The organism is Citrobacter sp. Cm046, from assembly GCF_030333065.1.
Lineage (GTDB): Bacteria > Pseudomonadota > Gammaproteobacteria > Enterobacterales > Enterobacteriaceae > Citrobacter > Citrobacter murliniae.
The window spans coordinates 49197-65094 of the sequence record NZ_JAOWGP010000036.1 but is presented as its reverse complement, the minus strand read 5'-3'; the positions used below and the strand labels follow the sequence as shown (position 1 = coordinate 65094).

The 15898-nt window shown below is 49.7% G+C and carries 19 protein-coding genes; 6 read left to right on the top strand and 13 right to left on the bottom strand.

Annotation, left to right across the window (positions count from 1 at the left end; translation table 11 throughout):
• Positions 1-187: 187 nt before the first annotated feature.
• Positions 188-1093, bottom strand: a complete 906-nt coding sequence (lafA, locus tag OGX98_RS06980; RefSeq protein WP_045440205.1) for a lateral flagellin LafA — start codon at positions 1091-1093, stop codon at positions 188-190.
• 515 nt (positions 1094-1608) lie between these two features.
• Here lafA and OGX98_RS06975 point away from each other — a divergent pair.
• Positions 1609-2562 (top strand): transcriptional regulator, encoded by a 954-nt coding sequence (locus OGX98_RS06975; RefSeq protein WP_286493132.1) that lies wholly within the window; start codon positions 1609-1611, stop codon positions 2560-2562.
• Positions 2540-3019, top strand: coding sequence for a hypothetical protein (locus OGX98_RS06970; RefSeq protein ID WP_045440201.1), 480 nt, complete (start codon positions 2540-2542; stop codon positions 3017-3019). The genes OGX98_RS06975 and OGX98_RS06970 overlap by 23 nt, the downstream gene beginning before the upstream one ends.
• Here the strand turns inward: OGX98_RS06970 and OGX98_RS06965 are convergent.
• From OGX98_RS06965 to OGX98_RS06910, 12 genes are all read right to left on the bottom strand, one after another.
• On the bottom strand, positions 3016-4017 hold the full coding sequence (locus OGX98_RS06965; RefSeq protein ID WP_286595033.1) for a flagellar hook-associated protein: 1002 nt from the start codon (positions 4015-4017) through the stop codon (positions 3016-3018). The genes OGX98_RS06970 and OGX98_RS06965 overlap by 4 nt on opposite strands.
• Positions 4018-4042: 25 nt before the next feature.
• Entirely contained in the window at positions 4043-4972 is a 930-nt protein-coding gene (gene flgL / locus OGX98_RS06960; protein WP_045440194.1) for a flagellar hook-associated protein FlgL, read from the bottom strand.
• 17 nt (positions 4973-4989) lie between these two features.
• Positions 4990-6366: a flagellar hook-associated protein FlgK gene (gene flgK / locus OGX98_RS06955; RefSeq protein WP_286595032.1), complete on the bottom strand. Its 1377-nt coding sequence runs from the start codon at positions 6364-6366 to the stop codon at positions 4990-4992.
• A 97-nt stretch (positions 6367-6463) separates the two neighbouring features.
• Entirely contained in the window at positions 6464-6775 is a 312-nt protein-coding gene (locus OGX98_RS06950) for a rod-binding protein (protein ID WP_045440189.1), read from the bottom strand.
• Positions 6775-7896, bottom strand: a complete 1122-nt coding sequence (locus tag OGX98_RS06945) for a flagellar basal body P-ring protein FlgI (RefSeq protein ID WP_045440187.1) — start codon at positions 7894-7896, stop codon at positions 6775-6777. Before OGX98_RS06945 ends, OGX98_RS06950 begins: the two co-directional genes overlap by 1 nt.
• Positions 7897-7910: 14 nt before the next feature.
• Positions 7911-8576 carry a flagellar basal body L-ring protein FlgH gene (gene flgH / locus OGX98_RS06940; RefSeq protein ID WP_045440184.1) on the bottom strand — a complete coding sequence of 222 codons (666 nt, stop codon included), beginning with the start codon at positions 8574-8576 and terminating at the stop codon, positions 7911-7913.
• 31 nt (positions 8577-8607) lie between these two features.
• On the bottom strand, positions 8608-9393 hold the full coding sequence (gene flgG, locus OGX98_RS06935; protein ID WP_045440182.1) for a flagellar basal-body rod protein FlgG: 786 nt from the start codon (positions 9391-9393) through the stop codon (positions 8608-8610).
• A gap of 16 nt (positions 9394-9409) precedes the next feature.
• Positions 9410-10147, bottom strand: coding sequence for a flagellar basal body rod protein FlgF (locus tag OGX98_RS06930; RefSeq protein WP_045440180.1), 738 nt, complete (start codon positions 10145-10147; stop codon positions 9410-9412).
• A gap of 11 nt (positions 10148-10158) precedes the next feature.
• Positions 10159-11391, bottom strand: coding sequence for a flagellar hook protein FlgE (flgE, locus tag OGX98_RS06925; RefSeq protein WP_284097334.1), 1233 nt, complete (start codon positions 11389-11391; stop codon positions 10159-10161).
• A gap of 26 nt (positions 11392-11417) precedes the next feature.
• On the bottom strand, positions 11418-12302 hold the full coding sequence (locus OGX98_RS06920) for a flagellar hook capping FlgD N-terminal domain-containing protein (RefSeq protein WP_045440175.1): 885 nt from the start codon (positions 12300-12302) through the stop codon (positions 11418-11420).
• Complete coding sequence (gene flgC, locus OGX98_RS06915) at positions 12302-12733, bottom strand: flagellar basal body rod protein FlgC (protein WP_045440172.1); 432 nt, start codon at positions 12731-12733, stop codon at positions 12302-12304. Before flgC ends, OGX98_RS06920 begins: the two co-directional genes overlap by 1 nt.
• 2 nt (positions 12734-12735) lie before the next feature.
• Positions 12736-13083, bottom strand: a complete 348-nt coding sequence (locus OGX98_RS06910; protein WP_045440169.1) for a flagellar basal body protein — start codon at positions 13081-13083, stop codon at positions 12736-12738.
• Positions 13084-13165: 82 nt separating this feature from the next.
• Here OGX98_RS06910 and flgA point away from each other — a divergent pair, with 82 nt between their 5' ends.
• The 4 genes from flgA to OGX98_RS06890 all read left to right on the top strand — a co-directional run bounded on the left by flgA (position 13166) and on the right by OGX98_RS06890 (position 15842).
• Positions 13166-13936, top strand: coding sequence for a flagellar basal body P-ring formation chaperone FlgA (gene flgA, locus OGX98_RS06905; protein WP_286595031.1), 771 nt, complete (start codon positions 13166-13168; stop codon positions 13934-13936).
• Positions 13937-14030: 94 nt separating this feature from the next.
• On the top strand, positions 14031-14318 hold the full coding sequence (flgM, locus tag OGX98_RS06900) for a flagellar biosynthesis anti-sigma factor FlgM (protein WP_045449457.1): 288 nt from the start codon (positions 14031-14033) through the stop codon (positions 14316-14318).
• Positions 14319-14330: 12 nt separating this feature from the next.
• On the top strand, positions 14331-14759 hold the full coding sequence (gene flgN, locus OGX98_RS06895; RefSeq protein ID WP_045440164.1) for a flagellar protein FlgN: 429 nt from the start codon (positions 14331-14333) through the stop codon (positions 14757-14759).
• Between the two features lie 138 nt (positions 14760-14897).
• Positions 14898-15842, top strand: a complete 945-nt coding sequence (locus OGX98_RS06890; RefSeq protein ID WP_200041917.1) for a lysine-N-methylase — start codon at positions 14898-14900, stop codon at positions 15840-15842.
• Positions 15843-15898: the final 56 nt, after the last annotated feature.

The following is a 15898-nucleotide window of genomic DNA, read 5'->3' as shown; positions in this document are numbered from 1 at the left end:
GACGTTATTGATACTTAAGCAAGAGGTGTGCCAATTTTACATTTCATTTAAAATCAACAAATTATTGAGCACGTGGAAATCAAATTTCCGCTGAGCGGGAAGCTTGCAGACCAACCCTCTGCCGCTGAAAGCACAACACCGCCAGTCGGCGGTGTTGTGATTGGCGCAATTTCACCACTGAACAGAATTACTGCAGCAGGCTGGACACCATGCTGGACATGCTGTTGGACTGCTTCAGCATGGTAATACCGGTTTGCATCAGCACCTGTTGTTGCGTCATGTTGGAGGCTTCCGTCGCGTAATCGGTATCCATAATGTTACCGATTGCCACTTCAGTGTTGTCCTGCATGCTGGTCAGGTTATTCGCAGTGTCGTTCAGACGGTTGATAGACGCACCCAACTTGGACTGAATTTTAGAAACGTCATCCATTGCAGTCTGAATGGTACCGATCATCGCGTTTGCAGAACCAGAAGTGGTCAGTTCAGTACCACCGGAAACACCCGTTGCACCCGACTGATCGGCGCCGAAAGAGGTGCTGACAGCGGTCAGGTCAGTTACCAGAGTGTCCAGCTGGCTGGAGATATCCACAGTCATGGTGTCAGAAGATTCAGCACCAACCTGGAAGGTCACTGCGCTCTGGAACAGACCAGAAGCACCGGTGTTGCTGCCAGAAGCTGTACCAAACAGGTTAGTACCGCCGTAGGTGGTGTTCTGCAGCATGTCGGACATCTGCTGACCCAGTTCATCAAACTCATCCTGCATAGCCTGCATGTCGTCAGCGTTGTATGTTCCGTTCGCTGCTTGCGTGGACAAGTCTTTCATACGGCCCAGAACGTCGGTCATTTCATCAAACGTGCTATCTGCAGTTTGCAGCATTGCGGTTGCGTCCTGAATGTTGCTCAGCGCAACACCCATACCGCTTGACTGTGCAGTCAGACGGTTAGCAATTTGTTTACCTGCGGCGTCATCTGCAGAAGAGTTAATACGGCTACCCGTCGCCAGGCGTTCCATAGAAGTAGACAGAGATGAACTACTTTTGTTGATTGCGTTAACAGCCGCCATTGATGCGGTATTGGTATTAATTGATAACATGGTACAGCTCCTTGGGAATAATCATCTTCGTTTCGATACCCTGTAAAAACGACCACCCGTTCAGAAAACTTAAAGCACCACATCAATTTTTTTTGCCGACATCATCATTAAGCATTCTGTGCTGTTGTTGTCAGCACTCAAAACCAAGACAAGCGCAAATTGAGCTTAAATAAAAAGATTATTAGTAATATCTCATCAAGCCATTACCCCTGATAACCAAAAATCGTTAACACCATGAAACCAATGAGATTAAACTCAAATCAGATCTTTTTATTTTACCAACCCTGCGCTTTTTTTTACATTTCGTTGCAAATGCAGTCTACTTTTATATTGTGAGTTTTTAGTGCTTTCGTTACATTCCAAGTCCATTTTTGGACTACGCAAAAAAACACTCTATACTTAAACTGTCACTTTCCAGCCAGTACGATATCTCTGTTTATCCAGAACTTTAATGCACTAATATTTAACGGTGTGGCATCAGGGATATAAAAATTCTTGCACAGGTAAACCAAACCATGAGTATTATAGTCAACAACTGGCGGATGGATCCTTCGCTTAATGCCCTGATCCATTGCGAGACAGGTGAAACGCGCCGTCTGGGCGAATACCATTTTATTCTTTTAGAAACATTAGCTAAAAATGCCGACTCTGTTTTATCTCGTTCATATTTAATGAGCGAAGTCTGGAAAAGTCGTATTGTGGGTGGGAATAGCCTTCCGACGGCTATTCATGCTTTACGTGTTGCGATTGATGATGATGGAAAACAACAAGAAATTATTAAGACCATCCCCAAAAAAGGCTATTTATTTAATAAAAGTTACCTTACCACCCTCAGTGATCAGACATTAATTAATGATGAAACCGAGGTCGCTGAAGAGAGCATACTGTCTCCCGCTTGCAGGACACCTGAGGAGGACAACGAGGCAGGCCATGAACAACTGGAAAACCATGATAAGTCATTACTTATCAATGAATCACCAGAAAAAAAAGAGAAAGAAAACATCACATCACGGCATCCCTATAGAGCCGTATTCATAACATTGCCTGTCATCGCTATCACCCTATTTTTATTTATTTTCATGTATTACTTTGAAGCTCCGTTCGCGACAAAACCTGTTGATGTACCACAGTTGATAAAAGAAAACACTGATAATGCCAGTCAGATCTCGGTCTATCATCTTTACGATACTGATACCAAAAATAAAACGACATCTTTTTTTTCTCAACATCTTTTACCAGGAATGCAACATATCAATCCGTTGTTGATCTCACATAATATGACAATGAATGTGTACTACAGAGAGTCTCTGAGTAAGTTTGTCCTTGATATTGTGCTTAGCAATCAATGCAATGACAGTTGGCAGCTGGTATTGAATTTTGATAACTGGCAGAACAAAGATAATGAAATGAATGCTATTATGTTTAAAGAAGTGGAGAAAATGTTAAATGAAATTCCTAAGTGCAAATAACTATTTTTCTTACATTGCGTTTACTTTTTTTTCGCTCGCTTCATTTATGGTACATGCACACATTGAAAACACTGTTGCCAGTAATTATAACCTTGCCACTGGGGAAAGTTCTCATTACGAACTCATCTTGAGCCCTCCTGGAAAAAACACAACCCTAACCTTCCTGCCAATCGGGGAAGGTAACAATACCCCCTCAATATTTAAGGTATCGGCATGTATTAATCGCTATTCTGGCACGGCTAAGCAGGGAGAATTTCATTTTAGCGGTGCAGAAACCGATCATACGGATCGCCGCCTGTCGAATTTAGGCGCCTTTGTTAACGAACATAATCTGCGTATGTGGTGGTTCCATTTAGATACGCAGCAAATTTTACTTTTTAATCAGGATGCTGGTGGCCTGCTTGTCTTGGATCCATCCTCGTTTATATCACAAGCAAAAGCATGTCAGTCTGACTAACGTAATAAACTCCGCACGGTCTGGCCAGAAAGTCTGGCCTGCCCGTTAACCGCTTGCGCTAACACCTGATAATTATGATTAGCGTGATCCAGTATTCCACCAAGTGACTCCGATGCTTTTACTGCGCTTTTTGCCTGTGGGAAGCGCGCCATACCATCAATCAATTGTCGGGCTTTCTCTTGCTGGGTCGCCATTTGCGCCCTCTGATCGCCAATGGCATCCAGGGCGTGTTGTATGGCATCTGGAGTACGGGAATTTCCTCGTGACAGGCTCTGCAACAATTCTTCTGCTCGCGAAGGATCGGCAAAGGTTTTCAACGGGGTAAACGTTGATGACTTTGCCTCCACATCGCGTGCGCTCAGCGTCTTTTCCAACTGAGGCCACTGTTTTTCTGTGGTGGAAAAGTTGAGCATGCCCTGCTGCTCGTGCATTTGCACTCCAACACGACGCAGCGCATGACTCATCATCATTTTATATTGGCCAGACTCGACATCGTCTCCGACCACCACCGCAGAAAGCTGAGTTTGCCGTCCATCGGAGACGCTGAACATCCGCGACTCCGAGACATTTTTTTGCAGCATCCGCACCAGATCAGGCGATTGGAACGTCACTCGCGCTTCCCCCTGCAATACCGGGCGCAATTGACGATCGACCGCTCCACCGGAGAGCGACGATCGTTTTTCCAGCCACTGTGTAAGATCGGCCCCCTTCTGCTGCTGCGCCTGCCCGCCACGACGTGCCGCATGGCGATAATCCAGCAAATGCTGCTCCAGTTGGCCCAGATAGTGATCGGCCTGTTGCAGCGTGGTGAGCTGGTCGTTGAGCTGAACACTGTAACGCTGGGGCCGGGTAGTGATCAGTGGAGAGGCCGGGTAATCACTCGCCGTTGCGGGTAACTTTTGACGGACGGGAGCATTCTGAGCAACAGCATACTGTTGAACGGAAGGATTGAGCGCTCCGTTAGCGGAGAGTGATGTTGTATTTAAACCGACCTGCATACTGTTCCTGAACCGTTGCTAATTGTTAAATCACACTAAAAAGGTTTAACTCACTCACTTTGGAGTAGGTTTTCAAGGTGGCTTCCATCGCCATTTCCAGCCCGGTAAATTCAATAGACGCGGGGCCGTAATCCAGATCGCTCAACTGGCTGATAAGCTGATCGTTAGAGGTGGAGATATCCGTCTGGGCATCACTCAACATGGTCATCGTATTCTGCGTTTCCCCCAACGAAGCGATTGACACATTGAGAGAATCAGAGGCGTCATCCACTGTATCGATGGCATTCTGAATATCGCTTTGCACTTGCGGATTTGAAGGGTCAACTGATGGATCCTGTAGCTCTTTCGACAGCGACGTGAGCGTGTTCAGTACATCAAGACTACTGCCAAAAAAATCACTGACTGCGACATTAGTATCAACCTCAACGCCATTGGAAACCGTGGTTTGACGATGATTGCTGTTGCCCTGATAGGTGTAGCTGTCAGTTACACCATCACCGTCATCATCCACTGCAACAATCGGCGGCTGATCGTTGACCGTACCGCCAAATACATAGTGGCCGTCTTCATCCTGATAATTTAATGCTGATACCATAGCTTCGGTCATAGACTGAATATCCTGGCCCAGACTGGCTAACGAATCAGCGGTATTAGTGCCGTTCGCCGCCTCCAGCAGATCGTCGCGTATCGCTAACAGATCGTTGTTAACCCCATCAAGAATCGACTCCTGCTGGCTCATACCCGACGATGCGGAATCAATATTACTCTGATATTGATCGAGAGCGGTTTGCTGGCGATTAAGCTGGGTGATACGGGTAGCGGCTATCGGATCATCAGACGGCAGCAAAATACTTTTCCCGGTCGCCATTTGCTCAACAACATGTGACAGTTGGCTGGAGAGATTATTAAAACTCTGCGTCATGGACACATAAGATTGTTGGGTAGAGACTCGCATAATAATAACCCTCCAGGTTAGCTACACATTTCCAGCACGGAATCGAAAATATCAGCACCCGTAGAGATCACTTTCAGGTTGGCCTCATAGATTTGCTGATAAGTAATAAGATTCACCGCTTCTTCATCCATACTGACGCCGCTGACGCTGCTCTGTTGGTTTTGTGCTTCAGAGTAAACGTTCGATGCTGCCGTCGCTTCCGTTTGAGTCTGCTGGCTGTAAATACCGATGTTGCTGATGATCGATGAGCAAGCTTCACCGACGGTCACGCTTCCCAGCCCCTCAATTTCCAGCGGTTCGGTGGAAATGTTGATCAACGCCTGCAGATTATCGCTATTGCCGCTTTCGTCCGGCGAACTGGAAAATGCCAGTTCATCGGCGGTGATATCCGGGTTAACCTCCAGTGGGCCATCGGCAGAGTTTTCATCATAAATAAACAGCGGCTCGCCGGGATTACCGTTCAGGTCATAGCCTTGTGCAAGCTGAGTATTCACCGCATTGGCAAATTGTTCCGCCATACTGTTGATAGTACCGCTCAGCGGCGTCAGCACTTCGTTCTGGTAATCAAACAGCGCACCTAAAGCGCCACCCGTATCGGAATTCATTGACGATGTCGTTCCGGCAAACGTCAGTGACATGCTCTGAGTGCCATCAGTATTGGTTTCCAATGCAATGGTTGAACTTTCTTGTCCGCTGACCAATGGCTGACCATTTTGCAACGTAACGTCGTAGTTCCCCTCATCATCAATATTGACCTGAACATCCATGATGCCGCTAAGCTGTTCAACCAATTGATCGCGGGCGTCGTACAGGGCAGATGCGTTATCACCGTTCGCTTCCGCCTCAGTGATCTGCTGGTTATAACTGGCAATGCCGCTGGTCAACGTATTCACCTGAGCAACATATGCCTGCTCCTGGCTGGCAATCTCACTACTTTGCGAGTCGATATAATCCAGAGTGTTATTCACACGCAGCGCCAGCGCACCAGACTCGCTGATCACCTGTTCACGTAAAGCAGAGTCATCCGGGCTGGTTGTCGCCTCGCTCAGCGCAGCAAAAAAATTATCAAATCCCGCGTTCAGGTTACTGTTGTCATCGCTAAGTACCGTTTCCAACTGGAGCAGGTACCCCTGTTGGGTGTCGTAGTAATGAAATTCGCTGGCAGAATACCAGACCTGATTCACCTGATACTGGTTCGACACCCGGCGAATACTGTCCACCTGCACACCATTACCGGCGCTGTTTGACGAGCCCGAGCTGGCGCCAATGGTACTGGTGACAGCAACCTGCCTGGTGTAACCATCCGTCAGCGCGTTGGCGGTGTTTTGCGCAGTGACGTTCAGCTCCACCTGCGCCGTAGATGCGCCGCTGTAGCCAATATTAATCATATCCATCAAAGAATCCTTGCCGGCCTGTCGCCCGGTCTGTCGTTAACAACCTTGCCGATAAAGAGCGGCGCAAAACCGCGGTTCTTAAGCCGCCGCCTGACCTTTATCCTTTGTGGTGGGGTGAGAGTTGCTTCACGATCATGGCCGCAATCCCAATCCCGTTATGTTGGGCCAGACTGTTGCTCAATTGGTCGTCATAAAAACCCTGCATCATACGCACCGAGTCGCTGTTAAACGGGTTATCTTTTGAATCAAAGATCTCATTGGTTTTACGCATCTCTTTCATCATGTTGCGTAAAAAAATCGCCTCAAACTGCTGAGCCGCTTTCTGCAAATCGTTATCTTTAATTTTGGGTCCCATTAACGCATCGCTACCGTCAACGCCCCCGCTGTGATTCACCTTGATGTCAGCCATCAGATCACCTCCAGGTCGGCATCCAGCGCACCGGCTTCATGCAGCGCCTGCAAAATAGACATAATGTCGTCCGGCGTTGCGCCCAGGCTATTGAGAGCATTAACCAGTGTTTTCAGGCTGCTGGACTCCGGTAAGTTAATCACCCCAGGTCGGGCATGATTCACCGATATATTGCTCTGTGGAGTAACCGCAGTGCGGCCACCTGCCAGGGCATTCGGCTGGCTAACATTGCTGCTTTCGTTGATAGAAACCGTCAGGCTGCCGTGGGATACTGCCGCCGCATGCAGGGCGATCCCCTCTCCCATGACGACCGTGCCAGTACGCGAGTTAAACACCACGCGAGCACGGACTTTTTCGGCCAGTACCTGTACATCATCCAACTGGGACATAAAGGCAACGCGAGCACCTGGACTGGTTGGGGCACGAACGATAACGTTGGTCGAGCTTTGCGCAGTTGCAATACCGCCAAATGCCGCGTTGATCGCCCCCGCAATGTTATTAGCATCTTTAAAAGAGGGACGTTTCAGATTAAGCGTGATGGTATCGCCCATCTGGAAGTCGCTGGGTATTTCACGCTCCACTGATGCACCGTTCGGGATAAGTCCCGCCGTCGGCGTATTCACTGTAACGCTGGAGCCGCTGGCACCGGTCGCATTCATCCCGCCGACCACCACGCTCCCCTGCGCCAGGGCATAAACTTCTCCGTCAGCGCCATGTAGCTGGGTAAGCAACAATGTGCCACCGCGCAGGCTTTTGGCGTCGCCAATTGAAGAGACTGTGACATCAATGGTCTGCCCACGTGAGTACATTGGCGGCAGTGATGCACTGACGGCCACCGCCGCGACGTTTTTCACCTTTGGATCAATCTTGGACGGTAACTGAACACCGAACTGACGCAACATGTTGGTGATGGTCTGGTTTGTAAACTTGACCTGGTTTTTATCCCCGGTCCCATCCAGCCCAACAACCAGGCTGTAACCGATGAGTTGGTTTTCCCTGACGCCCTGGACGTTGACCAGAGATTCCAGAGATTGCGCCTGCGTCGTACCAGACACAACAAGGCTGAGAGCGATCAAGACGCCACTTAACGCCTTCATCCAGCGCCCGCTTAGGTGTTGCATATCAAAATCCTGCATTAGATCGGGAAGAGAGGATGGTTAAACAGACGTGTCAGCCAGCCTGCCGCGTTGGCATCGCTCAACGCACCACGACCCGCATACGAGATCCGCGCATCTGCAATACGTTGTGAAGAAACTGAGTTATCGTTCTGGATGTCATCGGCACGCACCAGCCCGCTCAGGCGAATATATTCATCCCCCTGGTTGAGGGTGAGCCATTTTTCGCCGCGAATTTCCAGAATGCCGTTCGGCTGTACAGAGTGCACAGATACTGTAATTTCACCGCGTAAGCTGTTCTGTTGTTGCGATGTCGCCGTACCATTGAAATCGCGATTGGCATCAATAGATCCCGACAGATTATCTTTGGTATGACCAAAAATAGTCGGCGCGCCGATATCGACGGTATTGTTCTTGCCGAAATTGGTTTTCGCCTGTTTGCTGGATTGGGTGGACTCTTCCAGCATAACGGTCAGGATGTCACCCACCCGATAGGCTCGGCGATCCGCCGTCAACGACCAGTTGTAACTTGTTTCGAACACCCCCCCTGCACGGCCATCAGCCGTCGGCTGTGCCTCCGTTTTCGGGGGGGCGAAGAATTCGTCATTCTTTTTGACCAGCATAGCCTGCGATTCACACCCGCTTAACAGGGGAAGCAGGACTATCAGCCAGAGATAATTTTTCACGTTCTGTCTATTTCCGTTTTACATTCTCGTATTACAGCGTCTGGCTAATAAACTGCAGCATATCGTCTGCCGCAGAGACCATTTTGGCGTTCATCTCATAGGCACGTTGAACGGTGATCATCGCCACCATTTCGTTGACGATATCCACATTCGAGCCTTCCAGCGCACTGTCCTGCAAGGTCCCCAGGCCATCTTCTCCCGGGATACCTTCCGTCGGTTGACCACTGGCGGCGGTTTCCAGATACAGGTTGTCGCCTTCGGCTGAAAGGCCTGCCGGATTGGCGAAATTCACCAACGTCAGTTGCCCCAGTTCGGTCGGATCGCTATCGCCAGGAAGGATCGCCGTCACGGTACCATCTTCGCCAAATGCCACATTGGTCGCACCGGTTGGCACATCAATCTCTGGTTGCAGAGGTAGCCCCTCGGAGTTAGTTAACACCCCATCAGCATTAATCTGCATGTTGCCGTCACGGGTATAAGCGATATCCCCGTTAGCCTTTTGCACTTGCCAGAACCCCTGTCCCATGATCGCCACATTCATCGCATTATCAGTAGTTTCCACATTCCCTTCGGTGAAGGTTTTCTGCGTACCAACAATGCGTACACCGCTGCCAAACTGCATTCCGGTCGGCATGATGTTGTTTTGATCAAGCATTGCGCCCGGCGCTTCCTGAGTCTGATAAAACAGATCCTGGAACATAACGCGGTCGCGCTTAAAGCCCGTGGTGTTGACGTTGGCGATGTTGTTGGCAATCGCACTCATCTCAGCATCCTGCGCCGACAGGCCGGTTTTACTGATCCATAACGCTGCATTCATAAAACTTTATCCCTGATTAAGAGCCACGTAACAATCGGTTGCCCGAGTCACTCAGTTCCTCGGCGGTTTTCATCATCTTGATTTGCGCTTCAAACTGGCGGTTCATCGCAATGGAAGACATCATTTCGCTAACCGCAGACACGTTGCTGCTTTCCAGAAAACCACCGCTTACTTTGATGTTTTCATCACGCTGTGCCGGTACGCCGTCAGCCGTCACCAACATACCTTCGGTATTTTTCGCCAGATTACTGACCGGAATATCCACCAGCTTCAGACGATCAATATCCATTGTGGCAGTTACATCACCATCATCTGGTGTCACCGAGAGTGTGCCGTCGCTACCGAAAGAGGCGATCGCGTTCGGCGGCAGAATAATCGGACCGTTATCACCGAGAACGATATTGCCGTCGATCGTCAATTGCCCCTGGTCGTCCTGCTGAATATTGCCGTTACGGGTATAGACCTCATTTCCCGCCTTATCCTGCACGGCGATATAGCCACCGCCCTGAATAGAAACATCCAGCGGACGCTCTGTTTTTTCCGCAACGCCGATACTGTCATTGACGCCACTCGGGCTTTCCTTCGCCATAAAACGCGTATCGAAACCACCACCCTTCACTTTGTCATTACTCGCCATCGCCATATCCGCGCGAAAACCATTGGTGTTCACATTGGCGAGGTTATTGGCGCTAATCTGCTGTTCCAGCAGCGTCTGAGTGGCACCGCTCAGTGCGGTATATATCAACCGATCCATTTATGAGTGCCTTACATCGCCTGGAAGAGGGCCTGATCCAGCTGCGTACTGGTCGAGATCACTTTCGTGTTCGCCTGGTAGTTACGCTGGGCCGTCATCAGGTTAACCAGTTCATTGGTGATATCCACATTGGAGCTTTCAAGCATGCCGGAAGCGAGCGTGCCGCAGGTACCAGAGCCAGGGACGCCAATCAACGGCGTACCGGATTCACCGGTTTGCACCCAGGCAGTGCCGCTCACCGCTTGCAGCCCGCTATCATTCGGGAAGGTTGCCAGTACAACCTGGCCTTGTAACATACGTTCGCCGTTGCTGTAGGTGGCGTAAACTTTACCGTCGTCATCAACCTGAACGCCGTTTTGCGTTGCGGAGGCATAACCGGTCGCGGAGTTTGTAGTCACCGAGAAATCAGAACCGTACTGAGTACAATCTGAGTAATCGACAGTCATTGAAATTGGCGCGGCTTCATCGGTAGTAAAAGTGATCGTTTGTGGTGTAGTTGGAGAGACCAGCTTGCCGGTATTCGGATCGAACGTCAGCGTGGTGGGTGGTACGCCGTCCTGCTTCTCGCCATCAAAGGTATAATCAACTTCCCAGGTATTATCCGCCGTCTTGGTAAAGTACTGGCTGACCGAGTGTTCATTACCCAATGAGTCATACACGGTTGTGGTGTAGCTGTCGGTATAGGTATCGCTGTTGTTAGGATCAAAAGGTACAGCATCAACAGGTGGTGTCGCAGTTGCATCACCATCACGATCGATAATCTCATCACTGGCATTAAAGTTTGCCGTGAACGTCATACTGTCCGTTGCCTGTGCCGGAATATTGCCGGTTTTAATCTGAATATCAGTGACTGTACCGGTTTGCAGCGTACCGCTGTCATCAACCGGATAGCCCTGCAGATAATCACCGGTAGCGTTTACGATATAGCCGTTTTTATCGGTCACGAAAGACCCGGCACGCGTATAGGAAATGTTTCCTGCGCTATCGCATGTCACAAAAAAACCGTCGTTATTGATGGCCAGATCCAACGCGTTTCCGGTTGAAACCATGGAGCCCCCCGTCGAGATGCTTTGTGCAGAGCCGGCCACACTCACGCCCATCGCCTGCGTTCCCGCATACATGGCGGAAAACTGCGTGGTCATGGATTTGTACCCCACCGTTCCGGAGTTAGCGATGTTGTTACTGATCCCATCAAGTTGTTCGTTGACGGCATTCAGCCCCGTCGCTGCAATTTCATAACTCATTGTTTATTCCTGTTATTTAAACTTCATCAAAGCACGAGATTTTCGCTGCTACTGTCCGTCTGCTCTGGGGTAACATCATCGCTACCGTCATCCGGTGGCACTGGCGTAACATCATCGGTACCATCCGGTATACCGAACTGGGTGATCATGGTGAAAGGCACTTCACCGACACCATCAACATTGAGCACCGGTGTGCTTCCATCAAGCGGAATACGCACATCTTTAACCTCTCCGGAAACCTCGATAGGGACCTCTTCCTCCCCGGTATTGGTCACCACAGATACGCTGTAATCGCCGGGCGGGATCCCGTAATCAGCCGGATTAATATCGAAATCCACCTGTCCTGGTCCTGCAGAGGTTTCACCTTCCGGGATCAGCGAGACGGTATAATCGTTGCCCGCTTCGTCGGTAAAATGCAGGTCAACATCGGTACAGGCATCATCCAGCGTGACACGCCCCTGAATCTCCTGATCGCTCACGTCCAGTGATGTGGTCTGCACCATGATGTTGTCACCCACCATATTCCCCAGCGCCATTACCTGAATGTTGCTCATCAGCACGGCATTGGTATTCGCCTGTACGCTCATCTCTTCCATCATCGCCACCTGTGCCATTGAGGAAAGCTGATCGATATAAGCGGTCGGATCGGTAGGGTTGGTTGGATCCTGGTTTTCAATTTCAGCCACGAATAATGTCAGGAACGTTTGCACACCTGACGGCTCCGTAGACGTTGTCGTCGTCGGGGTGTTGCTGGTACCACTGGTATCCGTTGTGCTAGTAGTGTTTGAGGAGCTGCTGTCCCCCAGATTGGTGCTTTGCGACGTCGCCCCCACGTTATTTTCTGCGACTGCTGTCTTCTCCTGAGAAGAAGACAGCGCCTGAGATTGGGCATACAAAGCCAGGCTATTCATTACACTTCTCCCAGTTTGAGTAAGCTTTGCTGCATACTTTTGACGTTATTCAGCACATCAACGTTGGTTTCAAAATCTCGTGATGCGGACATCATGTCAGCCATTTGTTCGACGACGTTGACATCCGGATACCAGACATAACCATCCCGATCCGCCATAGGATGATGAGGTTCATAACGTTTCACCGCCCCACCGCTTTGCATGACGTCCTGCACCTGAACACTCGCACCATCAATAGCGTGATGGTTGTGCCCACCAATCAGGCTATTGTTGTAAACGGCAGCAAAGACGGGGCTTCTTGCTTTGTAGGCCTGCGCCTCGCTGCTGGCTGGAGACTCGGCATTTGCCATGTTACTGGCGACGGTATTCAGGCGAATGGTTTGCGCCGTCATCGCCGAACCCGAGATCTGATAAATATCAGTAAACGACATCGTTATTTCCCTTCAATGGCCTCTCTGACACCGCTAAGCTGCAGGTTCAGAAAGGTCAGACTGCTTTGATAATCCATACTATTTTGTGAAAACCGAGCCTGCTCGGTATTCAACTCCACGGTATTGCCATCCTCTGAGGGTTGCATCGGCACACGATATTTCACATCAACCTCTGGCATAACATTTGAGCGACTTGCCCGTTGCATCTCAGTGGAAAAATCAATATCTTTAGCCTTGAAATTTGGCGTATCGACATTCGCTAAATTCGCAGTCAGCAGCTCGGTCCTCTCAAGACGTAACTTCACTGCCTGCGGATGTACACCCAATGCCTGTTGAAAACTGATTCCCATTTCTCGCATCACTCCTGCATCAATATCGCTTCTTTAAGCAATATACATGCCAACTTTTAAGTGACTGATGAGAAATGGTTTTATGAAATTAACAATCAACCGAAGGAAGTGTTCTTTCCTCTTTTCCGTGGAAATTATGCTGGCCTTATTCTGTGCCTTACCTGCATATGCCGCTGTCCATCCCGTTCAACACAGCGCCCGGGAACAAATCAACGCGCAGGTTCTCAATGCCGCAAGCCATGAAATTGAAGCCCTGGCGCAAAAGCAGCAGTGGCATGACTATCGCTACACCTTCAATATCTATATCCCCTCCGTGGTAAGCACCAGCGCGCTATGCGCTACAGCTCCGAAAGCCACTTTCACCTCTTCCCCGGAGGCGGTCCTGACACGAATGAATTTTTCAGTCGCCTGCCCAGGAAGTGCTGGCTGGCAAGTTAACGTGGCAGTACGCCCTGATGTATTCGTGCCTGTGGTGATGCCTAAGTCGCTGATTGCGCGGGATACGGTGCTGACCACCGATGTCCTGCAGCTCAAAAAATTCAATATCAGCGGCCAACGAGAAGGACTGATGATGAATGTTGAGGAGGCTATCGGGCTGACCAGCAAGCGCACCTTACAGCCAGGAAAACCCCTTACCCGTGCGGCGCTGGTCTCTCCCGTACTGGTCAAACGAGATCAACCGGTGATGATTGTGTCGCACATGGAAGGGATCACCGCGTCTATGCCCGGTGTTGCAATGAAAAATGGCCATAAAGGGGATGTGATAAAAATTCGCAATAGCAGCAGCCAGCGGGTGATTAGCGGCGTGGTAGAGGATACGGGTGTTGTCACCACGCTAACGGCGGAACAATAAGAGATTTTTTGTGATGGGATTAAAGTTTTCCCCCCAGCAGTCGCTTTTATCCGATAACAGATACACAACCACACGGAACATGCTCGAGGTTGATATGAAAATTACACCTACTCTGCCTGGTAATCGCCCGACATCTGCGACCGGAACGGACCGCTCAGACAAGAACGCTGCGCAAGCTACGGCAACCAGCGCAACAATGCTTTCTGCCGACGACATTACTCAGGCGGGTTTACAAACCGCACAGCAAACGCTGAGCAGTGATGCGCAAAATGACGTTGATTACGACAAAGTCGCGCAAATGCAGGCCATGCTGGCATCGGGTGACCTGCAGGTTGACAGCGACCAACTGGCTGGCGATATGCTCAGCTTTTTTCAGAAATAAGAGGCGGAAAGAGTGAGCACCAGGCTACAGCAGGTCAAAACCCTGCTTCAGGGCATTCGTGAAGATGAAATGCTGTATGACACACTTCGGGCCCAGCTTGAACAGCAGCGTCTGTGCATGATTCGTCGCGCCAGTGAAGAGTTATTGACCGTCAATGACACCATTCAACAGCACTATGAACGGCTGAAAAACAGCAGTCAGCAACGCCGCTCAATCCTGCAACAGCTGGGGGTAAGCGTCAATCGCGCGGGGCTGGAGCAGGTTTTCAACTGGTTACCTGTACCACAAAAAAGCGCCGCGCACAGCTGGTGGCAAAATCTTGAGCAGAAAGCAGAACGCTGCAAAACCTACAATGAAAAAAACGGCGAACTGCTGATCCGACAATATGAATTTATTCAGTCATTTTTAGGTACTGAAGCAGATTTTATTTACCACCGTTAACGTGTTCCGCCTTCCGTTTCGCGGAAGTCTTTTTTCCTCTGTGCAAATAACTCGTTGATATTTACCCATATAAAATTCAGGCATGCAATTTGCATTACGTTAGCCAGATTTGTCTATTGGGGTTACTGAGAACACGTTATGAGTAAGATTGAAAGTTACGAACCTGACTTTGTCCGGTCGTTTTTATCCCACAATCCAGATTCTCCTTTGCACACCAGAATAGTGCGCAAAAATGAAATTCGACACAGCCTGCTACTGACAGACATTGCCAGCAGCAAAGCAGCGCTGGGCGAACCCCATGCTTTTACTTTACATGTTTCCTGTTGCGACAGAGAACCGGAAAGCCGCGCACTCTCTCCGCGTGACCAGGTACTGAATCAGGCCGCGCTGGATACCGTAACCCTGGCAGGATTACCGCCAGAGCTGAGGCTCTACGCGCTGGGAATTATACTTTCTTACTCGGAGAAATTGCCCGGCGACACTCCTGATGTCTTACGTCAACTCGCCTCTTTGCCGCAGGCTCTGGCAGGACATGCTGAGGATGGAAAATTACAGGAACAGTTTGCTCAGTTGCCTGCCGTACTTGCACTTCAGTGCCAGTTACTGACTCGCATGGGAGGATTCGACTTTGACTGGCAAATACTGCCGGACAGCTCCCGCAAAATCAGTCTCCCTTTACAGGTCAGCTTACTCATGCTGCAGGACGCCAACAGTGAAGCGCTGTTGCAACAGCAATTACAGGGTCAGTGGCAGAAAACCTATGAGCAGTGCTTTGCACAGGCTCCGTGGATTTTGAATAACTATCTGATTTACCGACTGTATCACGATGTATTTCCGCAACATGACAGCGAAGACGTCAGCCAGCGTTATTTCGAACTGGTGACCGATTTCTACCTGCTTCGTACTTTGTTCAGTCTTTGGACGCTCGACAGTTCAGCATTGACGGACGACGATATTTTCGCGCTGTTCGCCCTGTATGAACGCTGGCGACTTAGTGAAGATGCCGTATCCGCACGTCAGCAATTAGCCAATCAGTTGCCAGCTGATCACTTGCTCTCAGCATTCTCACTGCTTTTTTGTTAGTGCCTGTTGGCCGGGCGAAATCCCGGTCCTTTTTCGATCCGCGAAATGCAAACCAT

Bases quoted from the DNA above. Each gene is read 5' to 3' on its own strand.
- OGX98_RS06945 (WP_045440187.1), bottom strand. From the start codon at position 7,896: ATGCAACACCTAAGCGGGCGCTGGATGAAGGCGTTAAGTGGCGTCTTG.
- OGX98_RS06920 (WP_045440175.1), bottom strand. From the start codon at position 12,302: ATGAATAGCCTGGCTTTGTATGCCCAATCTCAGGCGCTGTCTTCTTCT.
- OGX98_RS06975 (WP_286493132.1), top strand. From the start codon at position 1,609: ATGAGTATTATAGTCAACAACTGGCGGATGGATCCTTCGCTTAATGCC.
- OGX98_RS06890 (WP_200041917.1), top strand. From the start codon at position 14,898: ATGAGTAAGATTGAAAGTTACGAACCTGACTTTGTCCGGTCGTTTTTA.
- flgL (WP_045440194.1), bottom strand. From the start codon at position 4,972: ATGCGAGTCTCTACCCAACAATCTTATGTGTCCATGACGCAGAGTTTT.
- flgG (WP_045440182.1), bottom strand. From the start codon at position 9,393: ATGAATGCAGCGTTATGGATCAGTAAAACCGGCCTGTCGGCGCAGGAT.
- OGX98_RS06910 (WP_045440169.1), bottom strand. From the start codon at position 13,083: ATGGGAATCAGTTTTCAACAGGCATTGGGTGTACATCCGCAGGCAGTG.
- flgE (WP_284097334.1), bottom strand. From the start codon at position 11,391: ATGAGTTATGAAATTGCAGCGACGGGGCTGAATGCCGTCAACGAACAA.
- OGX98_RS06965 (WP_286595033.1), bottom strand. From the start codon at position 4,017: ATGCAGGTCGGTTTAAATACAACATCACTCTCCGCTAACGGAGCGCTC.
- lafA (WP_045440205.1), bottom strand. From the start codon at position 1,093: ATGTTATCAATTAATACCAATACCGCATCAATGGCGGCTGTTAACGCA.
- OGX98_RS06950 (WP_045440189.1), bottom strand. From the start codon at position 6,775: ATGGCTGACATCAAGGTGAATCACAGCGGGGGCGTTGACGGTAGCGAT.
- flgA (WP_286595031.1), top strand. From the start codon at position 13,166: ATGAAATTAACAATCAACCGAAGGAAGTGTTCTTTCCTCTTTTCCGTG.
- OGX98_RS06970 (WP_045440201.1), top strand. From the start codon at position 2,540: ATGAAATTCCTAAGTGCAAATAACTATTTTTCTTACATTGCGTTTACT.
- flgC (WP_045440172.1), bottom strand. From the start codon at position 12,733: ATGTCGTTTACTGATATTTATCAGATCTCGGGTTCGGCGATGACGGCG.
- OGX98_RS06930 (WP_045440180.1), bottom strand. From the start codon at position 10,147: ATGGATCGGTTGATATATACCGCACTGAGCGGTGCCACTCAGACGCTG.
- flgK (WP_286595032.1), bottom strand. From the start codon at position 6,366: ATGGATATGATTAATATTGGCTACAGCGGCGCATCTACGGCGCAGGTG.
- flgM (WP_045449457.1), top strand. From the start codon at position 14,031: ATGAAAATTACACCTACTCTGCCTGGTAATCGCCCGACATCTGCGACC.